At 49.2% G+C, this 15941-nt stretch carries 15 protein-coding genes; 14 read left to right on the forward strand and 1 reads right to left on the reverse strand.

The genetic code is table 11. From position 1 onward, the window contains the following. Nucleotides 1-3 precede the first annotated feature (3 nt). The 7 genes from fliR (at nucleotide 4) to CC94_RS0115950 (ending at nucleotide 7633) form a co-directional block, all read left to right on the forward strand. Nucleotides 4-777, forward strand: coding sequence for a flagellar biosynthetic protein FliR (fliR, locus tag CC94_RS0115920; RefSeq protein WP_005371412.1), 774 nt, complete (start codon nucleotides 4-6; stop codon nucleotides 775-777). 28 nt (nucleotides 778-805) lie between these two features. Next, complete coding sequence (gene flhB / locus CC94_RS0115925) at nucleotides 806-1939, forward strand: flagellar biosynthesis protein FlhB (RefSeq protein WP_005371413.1); 1134 nt, start codon at nucleotides 806-808, stop codon at nucleotides 1937-1939. Between the two features lie 2 nt (nucleotides 1940-1941). Continuing rightward, nucleotides 1942-4038, forward strand: a complete 2097-nt coding sequence (gene flhA / locus CC94_RS0115930) for a flagellar biosynthesis protein FlhA (RefSeq protein ID WP_031431544.1) — start codon at nucleotides 1942-1944, stop codon at nucleotides 4036-4038. A 16-nt stretch (nucleotides 4039-4054) separates the two neighbouring features. Continuing rightward, a complete protein-coding gene (gene flhF, locus CC94_RS0115935) occupies nucleotides 4055-5461 on the forward strand; it encodes a flagellar biosynthesis GTPase FlhF (RefSeq protein WP_031431545.1) in 1407 nt (468 codons plus the stop codon). 4 nt (nucleotides 5462-5465) lie between these two features. Then, entirely contained in the window at nucleotides 5466-6338 is an 873-nt protein-coding gene (locus CC94_RS0115940; RefSeq protein WP_281174020.1) for a MinD/ParA family protein, read from the forward strand. After that, nucleotides 6335-7069 (forward strand): RNA polymerase sigma factor FliA, encoded by a 735-nt coding sequence (locus CC94_RS0115945; protein ID WP_031431547.1) that lies wholly within the window; start codon nucleotides 6335-6337, stop codon nucleotides 7067-7069. Before CC94_RS0115940 ends, CC94_RS0115945 begins: the two co-directional genes overlap by 4 nt. Before the next feature lie 177 nt (nucleotides 7070-7246). Further along, nucleotides 7247-7633 (forward strand): DUF2802 domain-containing protein, encoded by a 387-nt coding sequence (locus tag CC94_RS0115950; RefSeq protein ID WP_031431548.1) that lies wholly within the window; start codon nucleotides 7247-7249, stop codon nucleotides 7631-7633. Between the two features lie 50 nt (nucleotides 7634-7683). Here the strand turns inward: CC94_RS0115950 and CC94_RS0115955 are convergent, their stop codons facing one another. Continuing rightward, nucleotides 7684-8220 (reverse strand): hypothetical protein, encoded by a 537-nt coding sequence (locus tag CC94_RS0115955; protein WP_031431549.1) that lies wholly within the window; start codon nucleotides 8218-8220, stop codon nucleotides 7684-7686. A gap of 500 nt (nucleotides 8221-8720) precedes the next feature. On the opposite strand from CC94_RS0115955, the gene CC94_RS0115960 reads away from it, so the two are divergent. The 7 genes from CC94_RS0115960 to CC94_RS0115990 all read left to right on the forward strand — a co-directional run bounded on the left by CC94_RS0115960 (nucleotide 8721) and on the right by CC94_RS0115990 (nucleotide 15832). Continuing rightward, nucleotides 8721-9110 (forward strand): response regulator, encoded by a 390-nt coding sequence (locus tag CC94_RS0115960; protein WP_005371424.1) that lies wholly within the window; start codon nucleotides 8721-8723, stop codon nucleotides 9108-9110. Between the two features lie 845 nt (nucleotides 9111-9955). Continuing rightward, entirely contained in the window at nucleotides 9956-10318 is a 363-nt protein-coding gene (locus tag CC94_RS0115965; RefSeq protein WP_005371426.1) for a response regulator, read from the forward strand. Nucleotides 10319-10367: 49 nt separating this feature from the next. After that, on the forward strand, nucleotides 10368-12506 hold the full coding sequence (locus tag CC94_RS0115970; RefSeq protein ID WP_031431550.1) for a chemotaxis protein CheA: 2139 nt from the start codon (nucleotides 10368-10370) through the stop codon (nucleotides 12504-12506). A gap of 11 nt (nucleotides 12507-12517) precedes the next feature. Beyond that, a complete protein-coding gene (locus tag CC94_RS0115975; protein WP_031431551.1) occupies nucleotides 12518-13027 on the forward strand; it encodes a chemotaxis protein CheW in 510 nt (169 codons plus the stop codon). A 328-nt stretch (nucleotides 13028-13355) separates the two neighbouring features. Beyond that, complete coding sequence (locus tag CC94_RS0115980) at nucleotides 13356-13721, forward strand: STAS domain-containing protein (protein WP_005371432.1); 366 nt, start codon at nucleotides 13356-13358, stop codon at nucleotides 13719-13721. 265 nt (nucleotides 13722-13986) lie between these two features. Beyond that, the gene (cheD, locus tag CC94_RS0115985; protein ID WP_031431552.1) at nucleotides 13987-14625 is read left to right on the forward strand and encodes a chemoreceptor glutamine deamidase CheD; all 639 of its coding nucleotides are present in this window, start codon (nucleotides 13987-13989) and stop codon (nucleotides 14623-14625) included. Between the two features lie 139 nt (nucleotides 14626-14764). Continuing rightward, nucleotides 14765-15832, forward strand: coding sequence for a protein-glutamate methylesterase/protein-glutamine glutaminase (locus CC94_RS0115990; protein ID WP_005371435.1), 1068 nt, complete (start codon nucleotides 14765-14767; stop codon nucleotides 15830-15832). Nucleotides 15833-15941 lie beyond the last annotated feature (109 nt).

Here is a 15941-nt window from a genome sequence, read left to right on the forward strand (position 1 = left end):
GCCGTGAATTTTACCGAAGCCCAAATTTTGCATCAGGCCGCTTCATTCTTTTTGCCCATGATCCGCATCGGCGCGATGTTTACGGCGGTTCCTCTGTTCAGTTTGCAGGCCGTACCGGCCCGGGCGCGGTTGATTCTTACGGCGGCGATGACGTTTGTCGTCATGCCGTTATTGCCGGGGGCGCCTGCCGTCGACATGCTGAGTTATGAAGGCATGCTGATCATCGTCCAGCAGGTTGTGATCGGCCTGGCGATCGGTTTTATCGTGCAGATGGTTTTTTCCGCGCTTTCGTTTGCGGGGCAAAGTGTCGCGTTGAGCATGGGTCTGGGATTCGCTTCCATGGTGGATCCTCAAAATGGCCAGCAAGCGCCGCTCGTCTCGCAGCTTTACACGATGACCGGGACTTTGGTGTTTCTCAGCCTGGATGGCCATTTGCTGTTGATCAAAATGCTGCTGGACAGTTTTGCCAGTCTGCCGATTGGACCCGACGGCCTTGCCAAGGCCGACCTTTGGGCGATCATCGCCTGGAGCAGCCGCATGTTTGCGGGCGGCGTATTATTGGCGATGCCCCTCATCGTCAGTCTGCTGCTGGTCAATATCGGCTTCGGAGTGGCGACGCGCGCCGCTCCGCAGCTGAATATTTTTTCAGTGGGCTTTCCGGTAACGCTGATGTTGGGGCTGGCGTTGATCTGGCTGACTTTTCCCAATGTATTGGGGCAACTTTCCGGTCTTTTGACCGGCGCCTATGAGCTGATCGAACAGTTGTTGAGGCTGTGAGATTTATTGTCGGTGAAGATTGTGCGTCATGGCTGAAGATTCAGATCAGGAAAAAACCGAAGAACCCACCAGCAAGCGTCTTGAAGACGCCCGAAAACAAGGCCAGATCGCCCGTTCCCGCGAACTGAATACCTTCGCCATGCTGATCGCCAGCGCCATTCTCCTGCTGATGACGGGAGGGCGCATGGGCAATGGATTGTTGAGCCTCATGCGGGAGCAGTTTCAACTCAAACGGGAAGTCATTTTCGATCCTTTAAGTCCCGTTATCCGGTTCAAGCAGGCCATGCTGGACGGTTTGTCGTTGATCGCTCCTTTTATCGCGGTGATGGTTGCCGTCGCGGTGATTGCTCCCCTGGCGCTGGGCGGGTGGATTTTCAGCTGGGAATCGATTGCGCCCAAGCTGGAAAAGCTCGATCCGCTCAAAGGCCTTGCCAGGCTGTTTTCCCTGAGGGGACTGATTGAACTGCTCAAGGCCCTGTTGAAATTCCTATTGATCTTGGCCGCCGCTTTTTTATTGTATCGGCATTTCATCGGCGAACTGATCGGGCTGGGCGTGGAACCGGTCGATCAGTCCATTCTCCATGCGCTGCATATTGTGGGGATCTGCTTTCTCGTGCTCAGCGCTTCGCTGATCGTGGTGGTGATGATCGACGTACCCTATCAGTTATGGGACCACAACCGCAAATTGAAAATGACGCTGCAGGAAATCAAGGATGAAATGAAGGAAACCGAAGGAAAGCCGGAAGTGAAGGGACGGCAGCGCCGGATTCAGATGGAAATGGCGCAGAATCGGATGATGGCGGAAGTGCCGAAAGCCGACGTGGTGGTTACCAACCCGACGCATTACGCGGTGGCGTTGAAATACGACATGGATTCCAAGGGGGCGCCTATACTGGTAGCGAAAGGCGCCGATTTGATGGCCGCCCAGATTCGATCGTTGGCGGTCGGCGCCAATGTGCCCCTGGTTTCGGCTCCGCCGCTGGCGAGAGCGCTGTATTATTCGACCGACGTCGACCGGGAGATACCGCAAGGGCTTTATGTAGCGGTGGCGCAGGTGCTGGCTTATGTTTATCAATTAAAAATGGCCAGGGAAAATCATTGGAACGAGCCCCGCCCGCCTGTCAATATTCAAGTCCCTGACGAGTTCAAACAAGATAGATAAGTATGGAATTAAGTAAAATTACTTCGGCCGTCAAATTTTTAGGCAAGGCGGAGCTGGGGGCACCGATCGTCATCATGATGATCCTGGCGATGATCATGTTGCCGTTGCCGGCGTTTTTGCTGGATTTGCTGTTCACCTTCAACATCGCCTTCTCGCTGATCATTCTGCTGGTGGTCGTCTATACCCTCAAGCCGCTGGAGTTTGCGGCTTTCCCGACGGTGATTCTGTTGGCGACATTATTGCGCCTGGCGTTGAACGTGGCTTCGACCCGGATCGTCCTGCTGGAAGGGCATAACGGCGGAGACGCGGCGGGCAAGGTGATCGAGGCCTTCGGCGCCTTCGTGATCGGCGGCAACTTTGCGGTGGGTCTGGTCGTTTTTTCCATTCTGGTCGTGATCAATTTCGTCGTCGTGACCAAAGGCGCAGGACGGGTCGCGGAAGTCGGCGCACGGTTTACGCTGGATGCGATGCCGGGCAAGCAGATGGCGATCGACGCGGACCTGAATGCCGGCTTGATCACTCAGGATGAGGCGCGCGCCCGCCGGGCCGAAGTTGCGACCGAAGCCGACTTTTACGGTTCGATGGACGGCGCCAGCAAATTCGTCCGCGGTGATGCGGTGGCGGGTATCCTCATTTTGTTCATCAACATGATCGGCGGTATGGCGATCGGCGTCGGTCAGCACGGCATGAGTTTTGCCGATGCCGGGAAGATTTACACCTTATTGACCATCGGCGACGGCCTAGTCGCCCAGATTCCTTCCTTGCTGCTCTCGACCGCTTCGGCGATCGTGGTGACCAAAGTCGGCAGCACCAGCCAGAATCTCGGTCAGCAAGTCAGCACGCAGCTTTTCGAAAATCCGAAAGCCCTGCTGATTACGGCAGGGGTCATCGCGGCGCTGGGCATCATTCCGGGCATGCCGAATCTGGTTTTTATTTTGCTGGCTTCGATGCTGGCCGGTTCCGCTTATTTGATCGATAAACGGCGCAAGCAGGGCGAAATGGTGGATGAAAATTATCCGATCGATATGGCGGCTCCTGCCGTGCCCGAGATCAAGGAGTTGGGTTGGGATGATGTTATGCCGATCGATGTTGTGGGGTTGGAGGTCGGCTATCGGCTCATCCCTCTGGTCGATAAAAATCAGGGGGGGCAGTTGATGGCGAGGATCAAAGGTGTGCGCAAAAAACTCTCGCAAGAGCTCGGCTTTTTGGTTCCGTCCGTTCACATACGCGATAATCTGGATTTGAATCCTACCGAGTATAGGATTTCATTGATGGGCGTTACGGTCGGTGAGGCCGAAATCATGCCCGACCTGGAAATGGCGATCAATCCGGGGCGCGTCTTCGGAACGCTGGAAGGCAAAGCCTGCCGCGATCCGTCTTTCGGGCTGGAAGCGGTCTGGATCGAGCCGTCCCAGAAAAATTATGCCCAAACACTGGGTTATACCGTGGTGGACCCCAGCACTGTGGTGGCTACGCATCTCAGCTATCTGCTTCAGCTCCATGCGCATAAATTGTTCGGCTACGAAGAAGCGCAGAAAGTCCTTGAAAACCTGGCGAAGACGGCGCCGAAGCTGGTCGATGATCTGGTGCCGAAAATTCTGCCTTTGGGCTTGGTTGTCAAGGTCCTGCAGAATTTGCTGCAGGAGCGTGTGCCCATCCGCGATATGCGCACGATTGCCGAAACTTTGGCGGAATACGGGGTCAAGAGTCAAGATCCCGACGTCTTGACGTCAGCAGTGCGCGCTTCATTAGGCCGAATGATTGTCCATGAAATCAGCGGGATACAGCCGGAATTGTCGGTCATGACGCTAGAGTATGAGCTGGAACAGTTATTGCATAAATCTTTGCAAACCGCAGGTGAACAAGGGGCCGGCATCGAACCGGGGTTGGCGGAAAAAATGCATAGGTCGTTACAGGAAAATACGCAAAAAATGGAAATGGAGGGGCAAGCTCCGGTTTTGCTGGTATCTTCCTACGTGCGCCCCTGGTTGGCCAGATTTGTCCGCCATTCGATTTCCGGGCTACATGTTCTGGCCTATAACGAAATACCCCCGGACCGGCAAATCAAAGTAGTTTCAACCATAGGGCGATGGACATAAAAAATGAGGCAACAAGATGAAAATTAAACGTTTTTTTGCGCCGGATATACGCCAGGCGATGCGTATGGTCAAAGAAGAATTAGGTGCTGACGCGGTGATCATGTCGAACAAATCCGTTGACGGCGGAATTGAAATTGTTGCGGCCCGTGATTTTGACGAACAATTGATTCAAAACAAGTTGGTGGAGCAATCCGGCGAGCCGTTACCAACGGCATTAAATAGAGCAGCGCCTCGCCAAGCGCCGGGTTTGCAGGCCGAAACCAATCGTTTTGATGGCTTGAGCAACAATGAAAAAAGAAGCCGCGGAGGCATGATGCCGGATCACACTCCGCGGGCTGCGGCTGATCAGTTTGTCGGCTATGCCGAAAGAATGCAGTTTCGTGCTCAAGAAAACGTGCTGCCGGTAAAAGAAACCAAACCGGCTCCGTCTGCTGTCGTTCATCCCTTTGAGAAAGAAAAACCGGTCGAGAAAGCCAAGACGGCGGAAACGAAGCAACCCACCCTGTCGGAGAAACTGTTGCTGGAAATGTTCAAAGACCTTAAATCTTTGAAATCCGCTATCGACAGCAAAATGGCGGACACCGGCATTACAAGTCTTCCACAAGCTAATCCGGCCCGGGCTCATCTGTTACAGCAATTGGCCAAGATGGGCATTTCCAAAAAAACGAGCGTGAATGTCGCCAATCAACTGAACAGTTATGCCAATATCGATTTGGCTTTTGCAGAAGCTCAGGAATTGATGGCGAAAATGCTGCCCATCGCCCAGGACAACTTGTTGGACACAGGCGGAGTCGTGGCGCTGATTGGTCCCACCGGTGTCGGTAAAACGACGACCATTGCCAAGCTGGCCGCCAAATTCATTCTGAAGCATGGCCCGTCGCAGGTCGCCTTGATCACTACCGATAACTATCGAATCGGCGCTCACGAGCAAATCAATACCTACGGACGTATTCTCGGTGTGCCGGTTCGGGTGGCGTCCAACAGCGAGGAATTACGGAACCTTATCCTCGGCCTGTCCGACAAGCGCCTGATTCTGATCGATACGGCCGGCATGAGTCAGCGGGATATGAAGCTGGTGGAGCAGATCAACATGCTGCGGCAAAGTGTTTTCTCGATTAAAGCTTATCTCGTAATGTCGGCCGCATCCGAATACAGGGTTATGAATGAGATCATTAATGCCTTCCGGTTTTTTGAGCCGCAGGCCTGTATCCTGACGAAGCTCGACGAGGCGGTTACCGCCGGTCCGGCGTTTTCCGCGCTGATAGAGCAGAATCTGCCGGTATCCTTTATCACCAATGGGCAGCGCGTTCCCGAAGATATGTTTATCCCTGTGGCCAGAACGCTGATCGGCCAATGTGCAGCCGAATCTAAAGCGGATAACAGCGTCGGCGATTTTGAAAATTACGAAATGTTTGTAGCATAAAATCATGCAACAGTATCATGATCAAGCTCAAGGGATTAGAAATATGAAAAGCGTTAAGCCGGTTAAGGTCATTGCGGTTGCCAGCGGAAAGGGAGGGGTAGGTAAGACCAACGTGTCGGTGAATGTTGCGGTTGCTCTTGCTAAAAAAGGCCGCCGGGTTGCCTTGCTCGACGCCGATATGGGGTTGGCCAACGTCGATATTTTGCTGGGCATTTATCCGAAATTCAATCTGGCTCATGTGTTGTCCGGAGAGAAATCCATGAATGAGATCATGGTGGAAGGTCCGATGGGATTGAAAGTCATTCCGGGATCTTCCGGTATTCAGAAGATGTCGGAGCTTACCACCCTGGAGCAGGCCGCGCTGATTCGGGCGTTCAGCGAGATCGATCAGGAGATGGATGTTTTGATCGTGGATACTGCAGCCGGCATTTCGGCGAGCGTGATAAACTTTGTGCGCGCCTGTCAGGAGGTCATGGTGGTGATTTGCGATGAACCTACCTCGCTGACGGATGCCTATGCGTTTATCAAGCTGCTGAATCGAGACTATACGGTCAGTGATTTTAATGTCATCGCCAACATGGTCCAAACCGGGGAGCAAGGCAGAAAGTTATTTCAGAAATTATGTAAAGTTACCGACGCCTATCTGGACGTTAACCTGCAGTTTATCGGCAGCATACCCTACGACTTGACTTTGCGTAAATCGGTCCAGCAGCAAAGCCCGGTGGTATTGGAATATCCCAAGAGCGACATCTCCCTCGCAATCACGGAAATCGCCGAAAAAATCGATGCCTTGCCGGTAAAGTATCAGGCGGGCGGCTATCTCGAGTTTTTCATTGAACGAATGGTTCAATACAGTTCCCACAAGGATTATGTATGAGCGGAGTAGCCATGTACAGCGCGGTTCAGACCGGCGGCATCGATGAGCACGTCATGCGATATGCGCCGCTGGTCAGGCGAATCGCCCAGCACTTGCTGAACCGGCTGACCGATGCCGTGCAGCTCGATGATCTGGTTCAGGCCGGGATGCTGGGATTGCTGGACGCCATTAAAAACTACGACATCGGCCAAGGCGCCAGTTTTGAAACCTATGCCGGGATACGTATTCGCGGAGCGATGCTGGATGAGGTGCGGCGTTCCGACTGGACGCCGCGTTCGGTGCATAAAAAATGGCGGCTGGTGACGGACGCTATCCGGGTGATTGAAAATAAGACGGGACGGGAAGCCAGGGCGGAGGAGATTGCCGAATTTTTAGGGATCTCTCTCGAAGAGTATCATCGCATACTTGAAGATTCCAGTAGCTGCCGCATCTTCAGTATCGAAGAATTGGCCGAGTCCGGCGATCATTATCTTGACGAGGCGGCGAGCTTTGGCGAGGCAACCTTTGAGGATGTGAGCCGGGCGGGGCTGCGAAAGGCCCTGGCCGAAGCCATCTCGGGACTGCCCGAGCGCGAACGGCTCGTGTTATCGCTCTACTATGGCGAAGAGTTGAATCTGCGCGAGATTGGGGATGTGTTGAATGTCAGCGAATCGAGGGTGAGCCAGATCAGTTCGCAAGCGGTGTTGAGATTGCGTTCCAGAATGAAAGGCTGGCTGGAACCAAGCCGGTAAAATTTTTCTGCGTTATAATCTTCCGTTCGATGCCTTTCTTCGGCTTTGTTCGGACGATAAAGGAAACGGATGGACAGTGGAAAATTCATTTCGGCACAGTCCGTAAGACATGAATGAGAAACTGTAAAATCCGGAAAAAGCGTTCGGCTCACTCTCTCCAGGAAATGAAATTGATCGATGGCTAATTTGTTTTTGATCGTCCTTGCGCATGTTACGGTAACGGTCGTGGTTATGCTGTTATGGCTGGTGCGTACTCACATGAAACTAAAGGGTGAATTGCAGGTATTGAAAAATAGCGTTCAAAAAAACGATCAATATTTAGCCGGGTTGAGTTCGTCCGCACGAGCGGCGGACAGCCGGCTGGCGTTTATCGATGAACAATTGAAAGGGTTATCGGCAAAGCTTTCGGCTTTTCAGCAAAATGAGCAATCGGCAAATCCCTATAACGCCATCATTCAGAAAATTCGCCATGGCGCGAGCGTGGAAGAGCTGATGCGCGATTGTAGCTTGTGCAGGGACGAGGCCGTGTTATTGATGCGTCTGCACGGATCAGGACCGGGTTGAAGCTTGCGGGTTATTTCTGCGTTTGGAACGAAGCAAGGTTTTTGTCGGACTCAGAAGAGTTCTATATTGTCCGACTCGTTTTCCTGGAAGGCGGTCTTTGCGGCAATCGCTTCATCGACCGATTTGCCTTGAAGAATAGCGTCAAACATCACTTTTTCGGATTCCATCGTAAATCTGGATCTTATCTCTCCTTGAAGTTCTCGCCATGCATCAGGATTATAGAGGTGTTCCGGACTTCCAACGAGATTGGACAATCCTCTCAGATTCGAGGTGACATGATGCAGACACTGCTGCATGCGGTCGTAAAACTGAAATGCAACGATGGCGGCTTGAATCTTTTCCTGGGTCTTCGAACAGCAAGTTAAAGCCAGTTCCCTCTCATTGGAATCGACAAGAGCCAAAAGATGCTGGTTCATTGCCTGCATACTTTCTACAATTTCGGTAAACGAATCGGTCAGTGTATCGACTGCCGAGTCGCCTTCCTGCATGATCACGTCTACCTGCGTGGCTGACAATGTCAACAATTTGACGGTTTCTCGGACCTGGCTCCAATCAAGATCGGGGCTTTTCGAATCGGAATGAGTCAATTATTTCACCATGCAGGAACTAACTGCCAAATAAGGGTTACAAAATCGCCAAGATTTTTTCGATCGATGGAAAATATTAGACATTTTCATATTCCGAGCTAAAAAACGAGGTGCCTAATTTTACATAAGAAATATAGTGTCGGCAAATTACACAGGATAAGCAGGGTAGTGCTCTCTCGATAAAAATCGTGAGTTCCCGGAAGGCCGGAAGGAGGCGTTTATTTTGGCCTTAATTTTTTGGATTTGAGAAGCCGTTATCATTATCCGGACGCGAAAGATGTAGGGAAGGCATTTTACCCATGCCAATTTATTCGTTTTTGCTATTATTAGAGTGCGAGCAGGGAAGAAAATGCTTTAAAAGCTTGATTGGCTTGAGTTGCGTGGCGTTTTGAAGCCTTTTTTCTTCCTTTCAGTCAATAGTGCTTAGCAGATTTTCTATTGATTTTGCCTAATTTTGTTGAGCACGTGGAAATTTATAGCTCTTGTTTTTTGGAACAACGATGGACTTAACGAACGAATTACTTCAGAACAAAATCTTGGTTGTCGATGACGCCTTATCTATGCGCAGCATGACCAAAGCCGTTTTACGGGATGCCGGTTTTGCGCATGTTTTTGATGTGCCCGATGGGGAAGAAGCGCTCAAATTGATGAAAAGGATAAAAGTTAATCTGGTAGTTTGTGATTGGAACATGCCGGGAATGAGCGGATTGGATTTGTTCAAAGCTGTAAAGGCAGAGCCTAAACTGGCAAGTACGCCTTTTATTATGCTCACTTCGTCGTCGGAAGGCAGCAAAGTCAAAGAAGCCATCGAGGCGGGCATAACGGCTTATATTATAAAACCTTATAAACCCGCTGATTTAATAAAGAAAATTGGCACTATGCTGTCATGATTATGCAAGCATGGGCCGCTGATGATTCAAATGAATCATCAGAGGTTTAACCCATGTCCTTATACACAAGCCCGTCATTCCGGCAGGGATTGCCGGAATCCAGGCTACAGGGACGTTTAAGCCTGCCATCCCTGGCCCTGGATACCCGCTGCCCGGCGGGTATGACGGCATTTATGTATAAGGGCATGGGTTTAACCTGATCAATAAGGGCGTGAAATGGTTTTGTAACCTGAATTCGGGATAAGCCATTACCTCTGAGGCAGCGGATTGACTTTGATAAATGAGAGCATGGGGTTGTTGTTTCTTATCCCGAACTCAAGCTTCAAGTAGGGTACGCTCGACTGCAGGGATGTACGCTCCCAGGATCTGAGCGGGGCAGGATTTATAACGCCGTCCCCACTGTTTGAAAACTCTCTGCCAACACAAAATCCTCTTCCCTGCTTGTCCCGCTTCAAACGTTACGGACGGGATAAATATCCCGTCCGGCATCCCACCGTAAGGTACGCTGTGCGTACCATTGATGTGCTATACCATTGGGGGAAGGTACGCACAGCGTACCCTACGAAGCGGTCCATAAGTACCTGCCGCTCGTTCAGTTTTTCGGTGCCACCTCCTTTTGAATAGGTGTCCGGTTTTTGTTGACCATTACACCGCAATCCCGACAAGTGCCGTTTTGTTCTCGCTCCAGATCATCTGATTCGCAAAGCTCTTGCTTTGGCTGTTCACTTTCCTTTTCAATTCGCAAAATCCAACAAAAAAATTTTTTTTACTATACTTTCAGGAAACGATTGACGTTTTGCTGCTATTGACCCGATTTTGCTTTAAGTACAACAATGGAGAAAACAATGGCAAGTATTCTTGCAGTTGACGATTCAGCCTCTATGAGAAAAATGGTCGCCTTTACTCTTAAAGGCGCTGGCTATGAAGTCGAAGAGGCTGTAGATGGGGTTGATGCATTGACAAAAGCCCAAATCAAGAAATTTGATTGCATCGTCACCGATGTCAATATGCCGAATAAGGACGGTATTGCCCTCATCAGAGATTTGAGATCATTGCCCGATTATAAATACATACCCATGCTGATGCTGACGACAGAGTCCGGGATTGAAAAAAAACAAGAAGGCAAGGCGGCCGGAGCGACGGGATGGATCGTCAAACCATTTGATCCGGAACAGTTATTAAGGACATTAAAAAAGGTTCTTGGCTAATTTATAGTCAAGGTAATGACTCAAATTCTCGTATTACACAGGTAAGCCTATGTCTATCGATATGTCTCAATTCCATCAGGTCTTTTTTGAAGAATGTTTCGAAGGACTGGATGCGATGGAATCCGGGTTGTTAAACCTCGATACGGGAGATATAGATGCGGAAATGATTAATACCATTTTCCGGGGTGCGCATTCGATCAAGGGCGGAAGCGGTACATTCGGATTTCACGATGTGGCTGATTTTACCCATGTGATGGAAACCTTACTTGACGAGATGCGCGACGGGCGAAGGAAAGTGACTCAACCCGCGGTCGATGTTTTGTTAGGTTCGGTGGACTGTCTGAGAACCATGCTGACTTCAATTCAGGAAGGAGAAAGCGTAGATCGGGCTGCGGTAGAAAAATATAAACTTGCCCTGGAAATTCAACTGAACGGCGCGGCAGGGGGGACTCCGGCTACTGAGCCTCCATCTTCCCGGCCTGAGTCCGGAAATGCGGATGATGAGGCTGTCGCATCCGAAGCCTGCGAAATGCCGGAGCAAGGCTGGAAGATAGCCTTTTGCCCTTACCTTGACCTGCTTAAAACCGGGAACGATCCGGTGAGGATATTTCGCGAGCTCGCCGAGTTGGGCGACTATTCCGTATCGGTCAATACGCGGGATGTGCCGGGGCTTTTTGAGCTGGACCCGGAGGAGTGCAATCTTTCCTGGACACTGCAGATAAAAGGCGACATCTCTTTTCAGGAAGTCAATGAGGTCTTTTCCTGGGTTGAGGGGGACTGCGAACTCGACATTCAGCCTTTGACAAAGCCTGGCAAAACGGTTCCGCCAGTAAAAAAAATCGAGCCGGAGCCGGTTCCGCCCGAAACCGGCGCTCCGAAAACGGAATTGGGCGAAGCCGAAGCAAAAACCGGGACGGGCAATCCGGAAAGCACCAAACAGAGCGTCTCCCAGCCTGATAATGATCAAACCAAATCGCCCAAGTCTTCCAATTCCAATTCCAGTTCAATTCGTGTCGATACCGCAAAAATTGACGCCTTGATCGATTTGGTGGGCGAAGTCGTCATAACGCAATCCATGCTGGGCCTGATCAGTGAAAATTTTACCATGGATCAGTTGGAACAGCTGAAAAGGGGCCTTTCACAGCTCGAACGCCATACCCGGGACATGCAGCAAAGCGTCATGAACATACGGATGCTGCCCATTAGTTTCGTATTTAGCCGATTTCCCCGGCTGGTCCATGATATCGGTGCCAAGCTAGGCAAAAAAATCGAGTTGAAATTAGTGGGGGAAAACACCGAGGTGGATAAGGCCGTCGTTGAATTGATCAATGACCCGTTGGTGCATTTAATCAGGAACAGCCTGGATCACGGCATAGAAATGCCGGTGGACCGGCTGGTTGCAGGCAAGTCCGAAATCGGTACGATAGAACTGAATGCTTATCACCGGGGCGGCCATATCGTTATCGAGATCAGCGATGACGGAAGGGGATTGGATAGAAATAAATTGATCGCCAAGGCTGTCGAGAAAGGGTTGATTGCTGAAAATAGCCAGTTGAGCGACAAACAGGCTTTTGAATTGATCTTCATGCCGGGTTTTTCAACCGCAGAAAGTATTACCGATATTTCCGGCCGCGGTGTCGGCATGGATGTCGTAAGAAAGAACATTCAGGCCTTGGGAGGAAATGTCGATATCATTTCCGAACTTGGAAAAGGTACGACGATTTCCATTCATCTGCCGTTGACTTTGGCCATTATTGACGGCCAGTCCGTTGCCGTGGGCGATGAAATCTATATTGTGCCTTTGGTTTCAATTATCGAATCAATCAATGTCACCGAAAAAATGCTTAATACGATAGCCGGTAAAGGCGAGGCATTCAAACTGCGGAATCAATACATTCCGATCATCAGAATGCACGAGGTATTCAATGTTTCGCTCAAAGACAAGTCCAAGCCATCCGAGGGAGTCATTGTTGTGGTAGAAAGGCAAGGCGCGTTATGCGGCCTGTTTGTCGACGAATTATTGGGACCGCAACAGGTGGTCGTTAAATCATTGGAAGCGAATTACCGCAGAGTGGAAGGCATTTCAGGCGCTACCATTCTTGGCGACGGTTCGGTCGCTTTAATTCTTGACGTTCCGGGTTTGGTAAGGTATTCCAATCGTCAGGCGCAGATACCTTCGGCGGCTTAGCGAGAGCGGATATGGCACAAGAGATAGAAAATAGTTCGGAGCAGAACCGTTATCACAAGGAAATCGACGCGGTCCAGTACTTGAGTTTTACGATGGAAAATGAAGAATACGGGGTGGATATTCTTCGTGTCCAGGAAATTCGCAGTTGGGAGCCGGTTTCCCGAGTGCCTAATGTTCCTTATTATGAGAAAGGCGTGGTGAATTTACGCGGATCGATCGTACCGATTATCGACTTGAGAGAGCGATTCGACTTGAAATTTACCGAATACACTCCGCTGACCGTTGTCGTTGTGCTACAAACCCGAGACGGTAATAGAACAAGGACCATGGGGGTGGTGGTTGATGCCGTATCGGATGTCATTACCATAGACAAAAACAAAATTCAGAAAGCGCCTGATTTTGGTTCGAAAGTCAGCAACGAATTCATCACCGGCCTGACATCGGTCAATGAGCGTATGGTGATTTTGCTGGATGTGGATAAACTACTCAAACTGGAAGAACTGGAAAATTATAATAATTAGCAGCCGAGGGTTTTGTCTCTTTCCCTGGCATTGAATATATTTAAATATCAGCAGATGACTAAGTAATAATAATTGTATTCTTAAATCCAGTATTTTATGGAAGATGGCTAGTAGCCTAAAGAAGGGATGCGGGATGGATATTCTTATGACCTTAAACACATATCCTTATACCCAAGTCCGTCATTCCGGCAGGGATTTCCGGAATCCAGACTACAGGGATGTTTTGAGCCTGCCTCCCTGGTGCTGGATACCCGCTTGCCGGCGGATATGACGGCATTTATGTATAAGGGTGTGCCTTAAACAGGAAAACGCGAGTAATTTTCTAAAGATGACTGCCGAAAACGATATGAACTCAATGACGGATGTGCAGGAAGACCAGAGTTTTAACTCAGATACGGAGTGCGAGGATGCCGGGCCGCGTATCAATTTGGATACCGTCTTAAGTATTCAGAATATTACTAAATTACATGAAAGAATTAAAAATTCCTTTGCGGTGCATGATTCGATTGAGATTAATGCCTCTCAGGTGGCCTCGATTGATACGGCGGCCTTGCAACTGTTAGTCGCGTTAAAAAAAGAAGCCGGTAAACGGCAAAAAAATATTCTAGTTACCGAGCCGTCCCCACGATTCATAGAATCCGCAGACCTGCTGGGATTATCGGACGTGTTGGAGCTCAATGGTTTTGCGCAATAAATAGGTGACATCGGGAAGCTGTGAAGAGCATTCGGGTTATGTTCTTATTTGCGCGGGTCATGTTCGTATTAATTAATAAAGCATAGAGTGCTGTTTGTTGTTAGCGACTGGACTCGGTATTCTTTAAGGCTAAAGGCACATGGGCTTAAATCTAATTTTTCAGGAATTGGTCAGCAGCTATTTATTGGACATTCAGAATCCTCAAATTCGCTCTTAGGGCTTTGAATAGATTACATATACTATTTATGGGAAGATTAAGTAACTGATGAATGCGCACATTAAGATTAGTAGGCCGTCGATTGCGGGGTTTGAGCGTCTTAATCGATATTGGGATAAAGACCGGGAAATCATAGCGATTAAGATTCTCCCTGGAGAATACTATGTGACGCAAGAAGACGAGATGATTACCACGGTATTGGGATCATGCGTATCGGCTTGTATCAGAGATAAAGAATTGGGCATTGGCGGTATGAATCATTTTATGCTGCCGGAAGGAAACTACGGCCCGATAAAAAAGAGTAATGAATCTATTATAGGGGCTTCTACGCGTTACGGAAACTATGCTATGGAACATTTGATCAATACCATATTGAGCAATGGCGGTAAACGTAAAAATCTGGAAGTAAAAGTATTCGGAGGCGGAAAAATCATTCCGACTCTAACCGATATTGGAATCAAAAATATCAATTTTGTTCTGGATTATCTCGATCAGGAAGGATTGAAATTGCTATCTCAGGATTTGGGTGATATTTATCCTCGAAAAATAATTTATTTTCCGAAAACGGGAAAAGCGGCAATGAAAAAAATAAGAGAATTGCATAACGATACGGTTCTCCAAAGAGAACGCCAATATTTTAATAGCCTTAAAGATATCCCGGTTGCCGGCGAAATTGAACTTTTTTGATTGAAGTCCCCTTATAGTAAAGTATAGAGCAAGAGATTCATCGTCGATCTGCCGCAAGACCGATAGAGTCTAAGTAAACCGGAATGTAGTAGCCAAGCGCGTATGCGGGGCGACATGTAATTTGATAAAGAAATAATGCATGAATAAAGTACGGGTATTAATCATCGATGACTCTTTGTTAATCAGAAGACTATTGACTGAGATTTTTAACTCATCGCCCGATATCGAAGTGGTCGGTACTGCGGCCAACCCCTATATTGCCAGGGATATGATCAAGCAGCTCAATCCCGATGTGCTGACTTTGGATATCGAAATGCCGGAGATGGACGGCATTACTTTTCTGAAAAATTTGATGCGTTTGCGGCCGACGCCGGTGGTAATGATTTCGACTCTCACAGAAAGAGGAGCGGACATTACGTTGGAAGCGCTTTCCTTGGGAGCTGTTGATTTTGTCCCCAAGCCTAAAGTGGATGTTGCCAATACCTTGAACAATTATGCGGAAGAGATTATTGGCAAGGTCAAAATGGCGGCATTGGCCAATATTAGAAATTTCGACAATAGAGGATTGAAATCGGGCGATATCGAAAAAATACCCGGCCAACTCAAGGAAAAACCGTATCCTGTAAAAAAAAGCTACGCAGCCTCCAATAAGATTATCGCCCTGGGAGCGTCCACGGGAGGAACCGAGGCGATTAAATCGGTCGTCAAGGGGTTTCCGGCAGACACCCCGGCTGTCGTCATTACGCAACATCTTCCTTTGGCTTTCAGCGAGTCATTTGCCAGGCATATTGACTTTGTGACTGAAATGACAACCTGCATTCCAAAGCACGGCCAGATCGTGGAAGCCGGCCATATCTATTTGGCTCCCGGAGACAGGCATATGAAAGTGATGAAGGAGGGTGCCCGTTTGGTGATCCACTTGTATGATGGGGAGTACGTTAATCGTCATAAACCAGCTGTCGATGTCATGTTCAGCTCTCTTGCCCGTAGCGTCGGCACAAATGCAATAGCCGTTTTATTGACCGGTATGGGGGTTGACGGGGCCAAAGGGATGAGTGAGATGCATGATGCCGGGGCAATCACTGTTATTCAGGATGAACGGACCAGCATCGTATGGGGTATGCCCGGAGCGGCTTATAAAATGGGATGCGTCGATCATGTTGTGCCACTCCATGGAATTGCCAGTAAAATACTCTCCCTCATCTGAGAAATTCTTCTTGGAATGCAATCAATAAAGCAATTCAAGCTCTCTGATTTTCTTCGGAAGGTTTCTTAGTGGTAGAAATTTTCTCTGGACGGCAAGTTCATTGAATGTC

It is taken from the genome of Methylomicrobium agile, from assembly GCF_000733855.1.
Classification (GTDB): Bacteria; Pseudomonadota; Gammaproteobacteria; order Methylococcales; family Methylomonadaceae; genus Methylomicrobium; species Methylomicrobium agile.

Coding starts and splice junctions, on each gene's coding strand:
- flhB (WP_005371413.1), top strand. CDS start 806: ATGGCTGAAGATTCAGATCAGGAAAAAACCGAAGAACCCACCAGCAAG.
- flhA (WP_031431544.1), top strand. CDS start 1,942: ATGGAATTAAGTAAAATTACTTCGGCCGTCAAATTTTTAGGCAAGGCG.
- flhF (WP_031431545.1), top strand. CDS start 4,055: ATGAAAATTAAACGTTTTTTTGCGCCGGATATACGCCAGGCGATGCGT.
- CC94_RS0115940 (WP_281174020.1), top strand. CDS start 5,466: ATGCAACAGTATCATGATCAAGCTCAAGGGATTAGAAATATGAAAAGC.
- CC94_RS0115945 (WP_031431547.1), top strand. CDS start 6,335: ATGAGCGGAGTAGCCATGTACAGCGCGGTTCAGACCGGCGGCATCGAT.
- CC94_RS0115950 (WP_031431548.1), top strand. CDS start 7,247: ATGGCTAATTTGTTTTTGATCGTCCTTGCGCATGTTACGGTAACGGTC.
- CC94_RS0115960 (WP_005371424.1), top strand. CDS start 8,721: ATGGACTTAACGAACGAATTACTTCAGAACAAAATCTTGGTTGTCGAT.
- CC94_RS0115965 (WP_005371426.1), top strand. CDS start 9,956: ATGGCAAGTATTCTTGCAGTTGACGATTCAGCCTCTATGAGAAAAATG.
- CC94_RS0115970 (WP_031431550.1), top strand. CDS start 10,368: ATGTCTATCGATATGTCTCAATTCCATCAGGTCTTTTTTGAAGAATGT.
- CC94_RS0115975 (WP_031431551.1), top strand. CDS start 12,518: ATGGCACAAGAGATAGAAAATAGTTCGGAGCAGAACCGTTATCACAAG.
- CC94_RS0115980 (WP_005371432.1), top strand. CDS start 13,356: ATGACTGCCGAAAACGATATGAACTCAATGACGGATGTGCAGGAAGAC.
- cheD (WP_031431552.1), top strand. CDS start 13,987: ATGAATGCGCACATTAAGATTAGTAGGCCGTCGATTGCGGGGTTTGAG.
- CC94_RS0115990 (WP_005371435.1), top strand. CDS start 14,765: ATGAATAAAGTACGGGTATTAATCATCGATGACTCTTTGTTAATCAGA.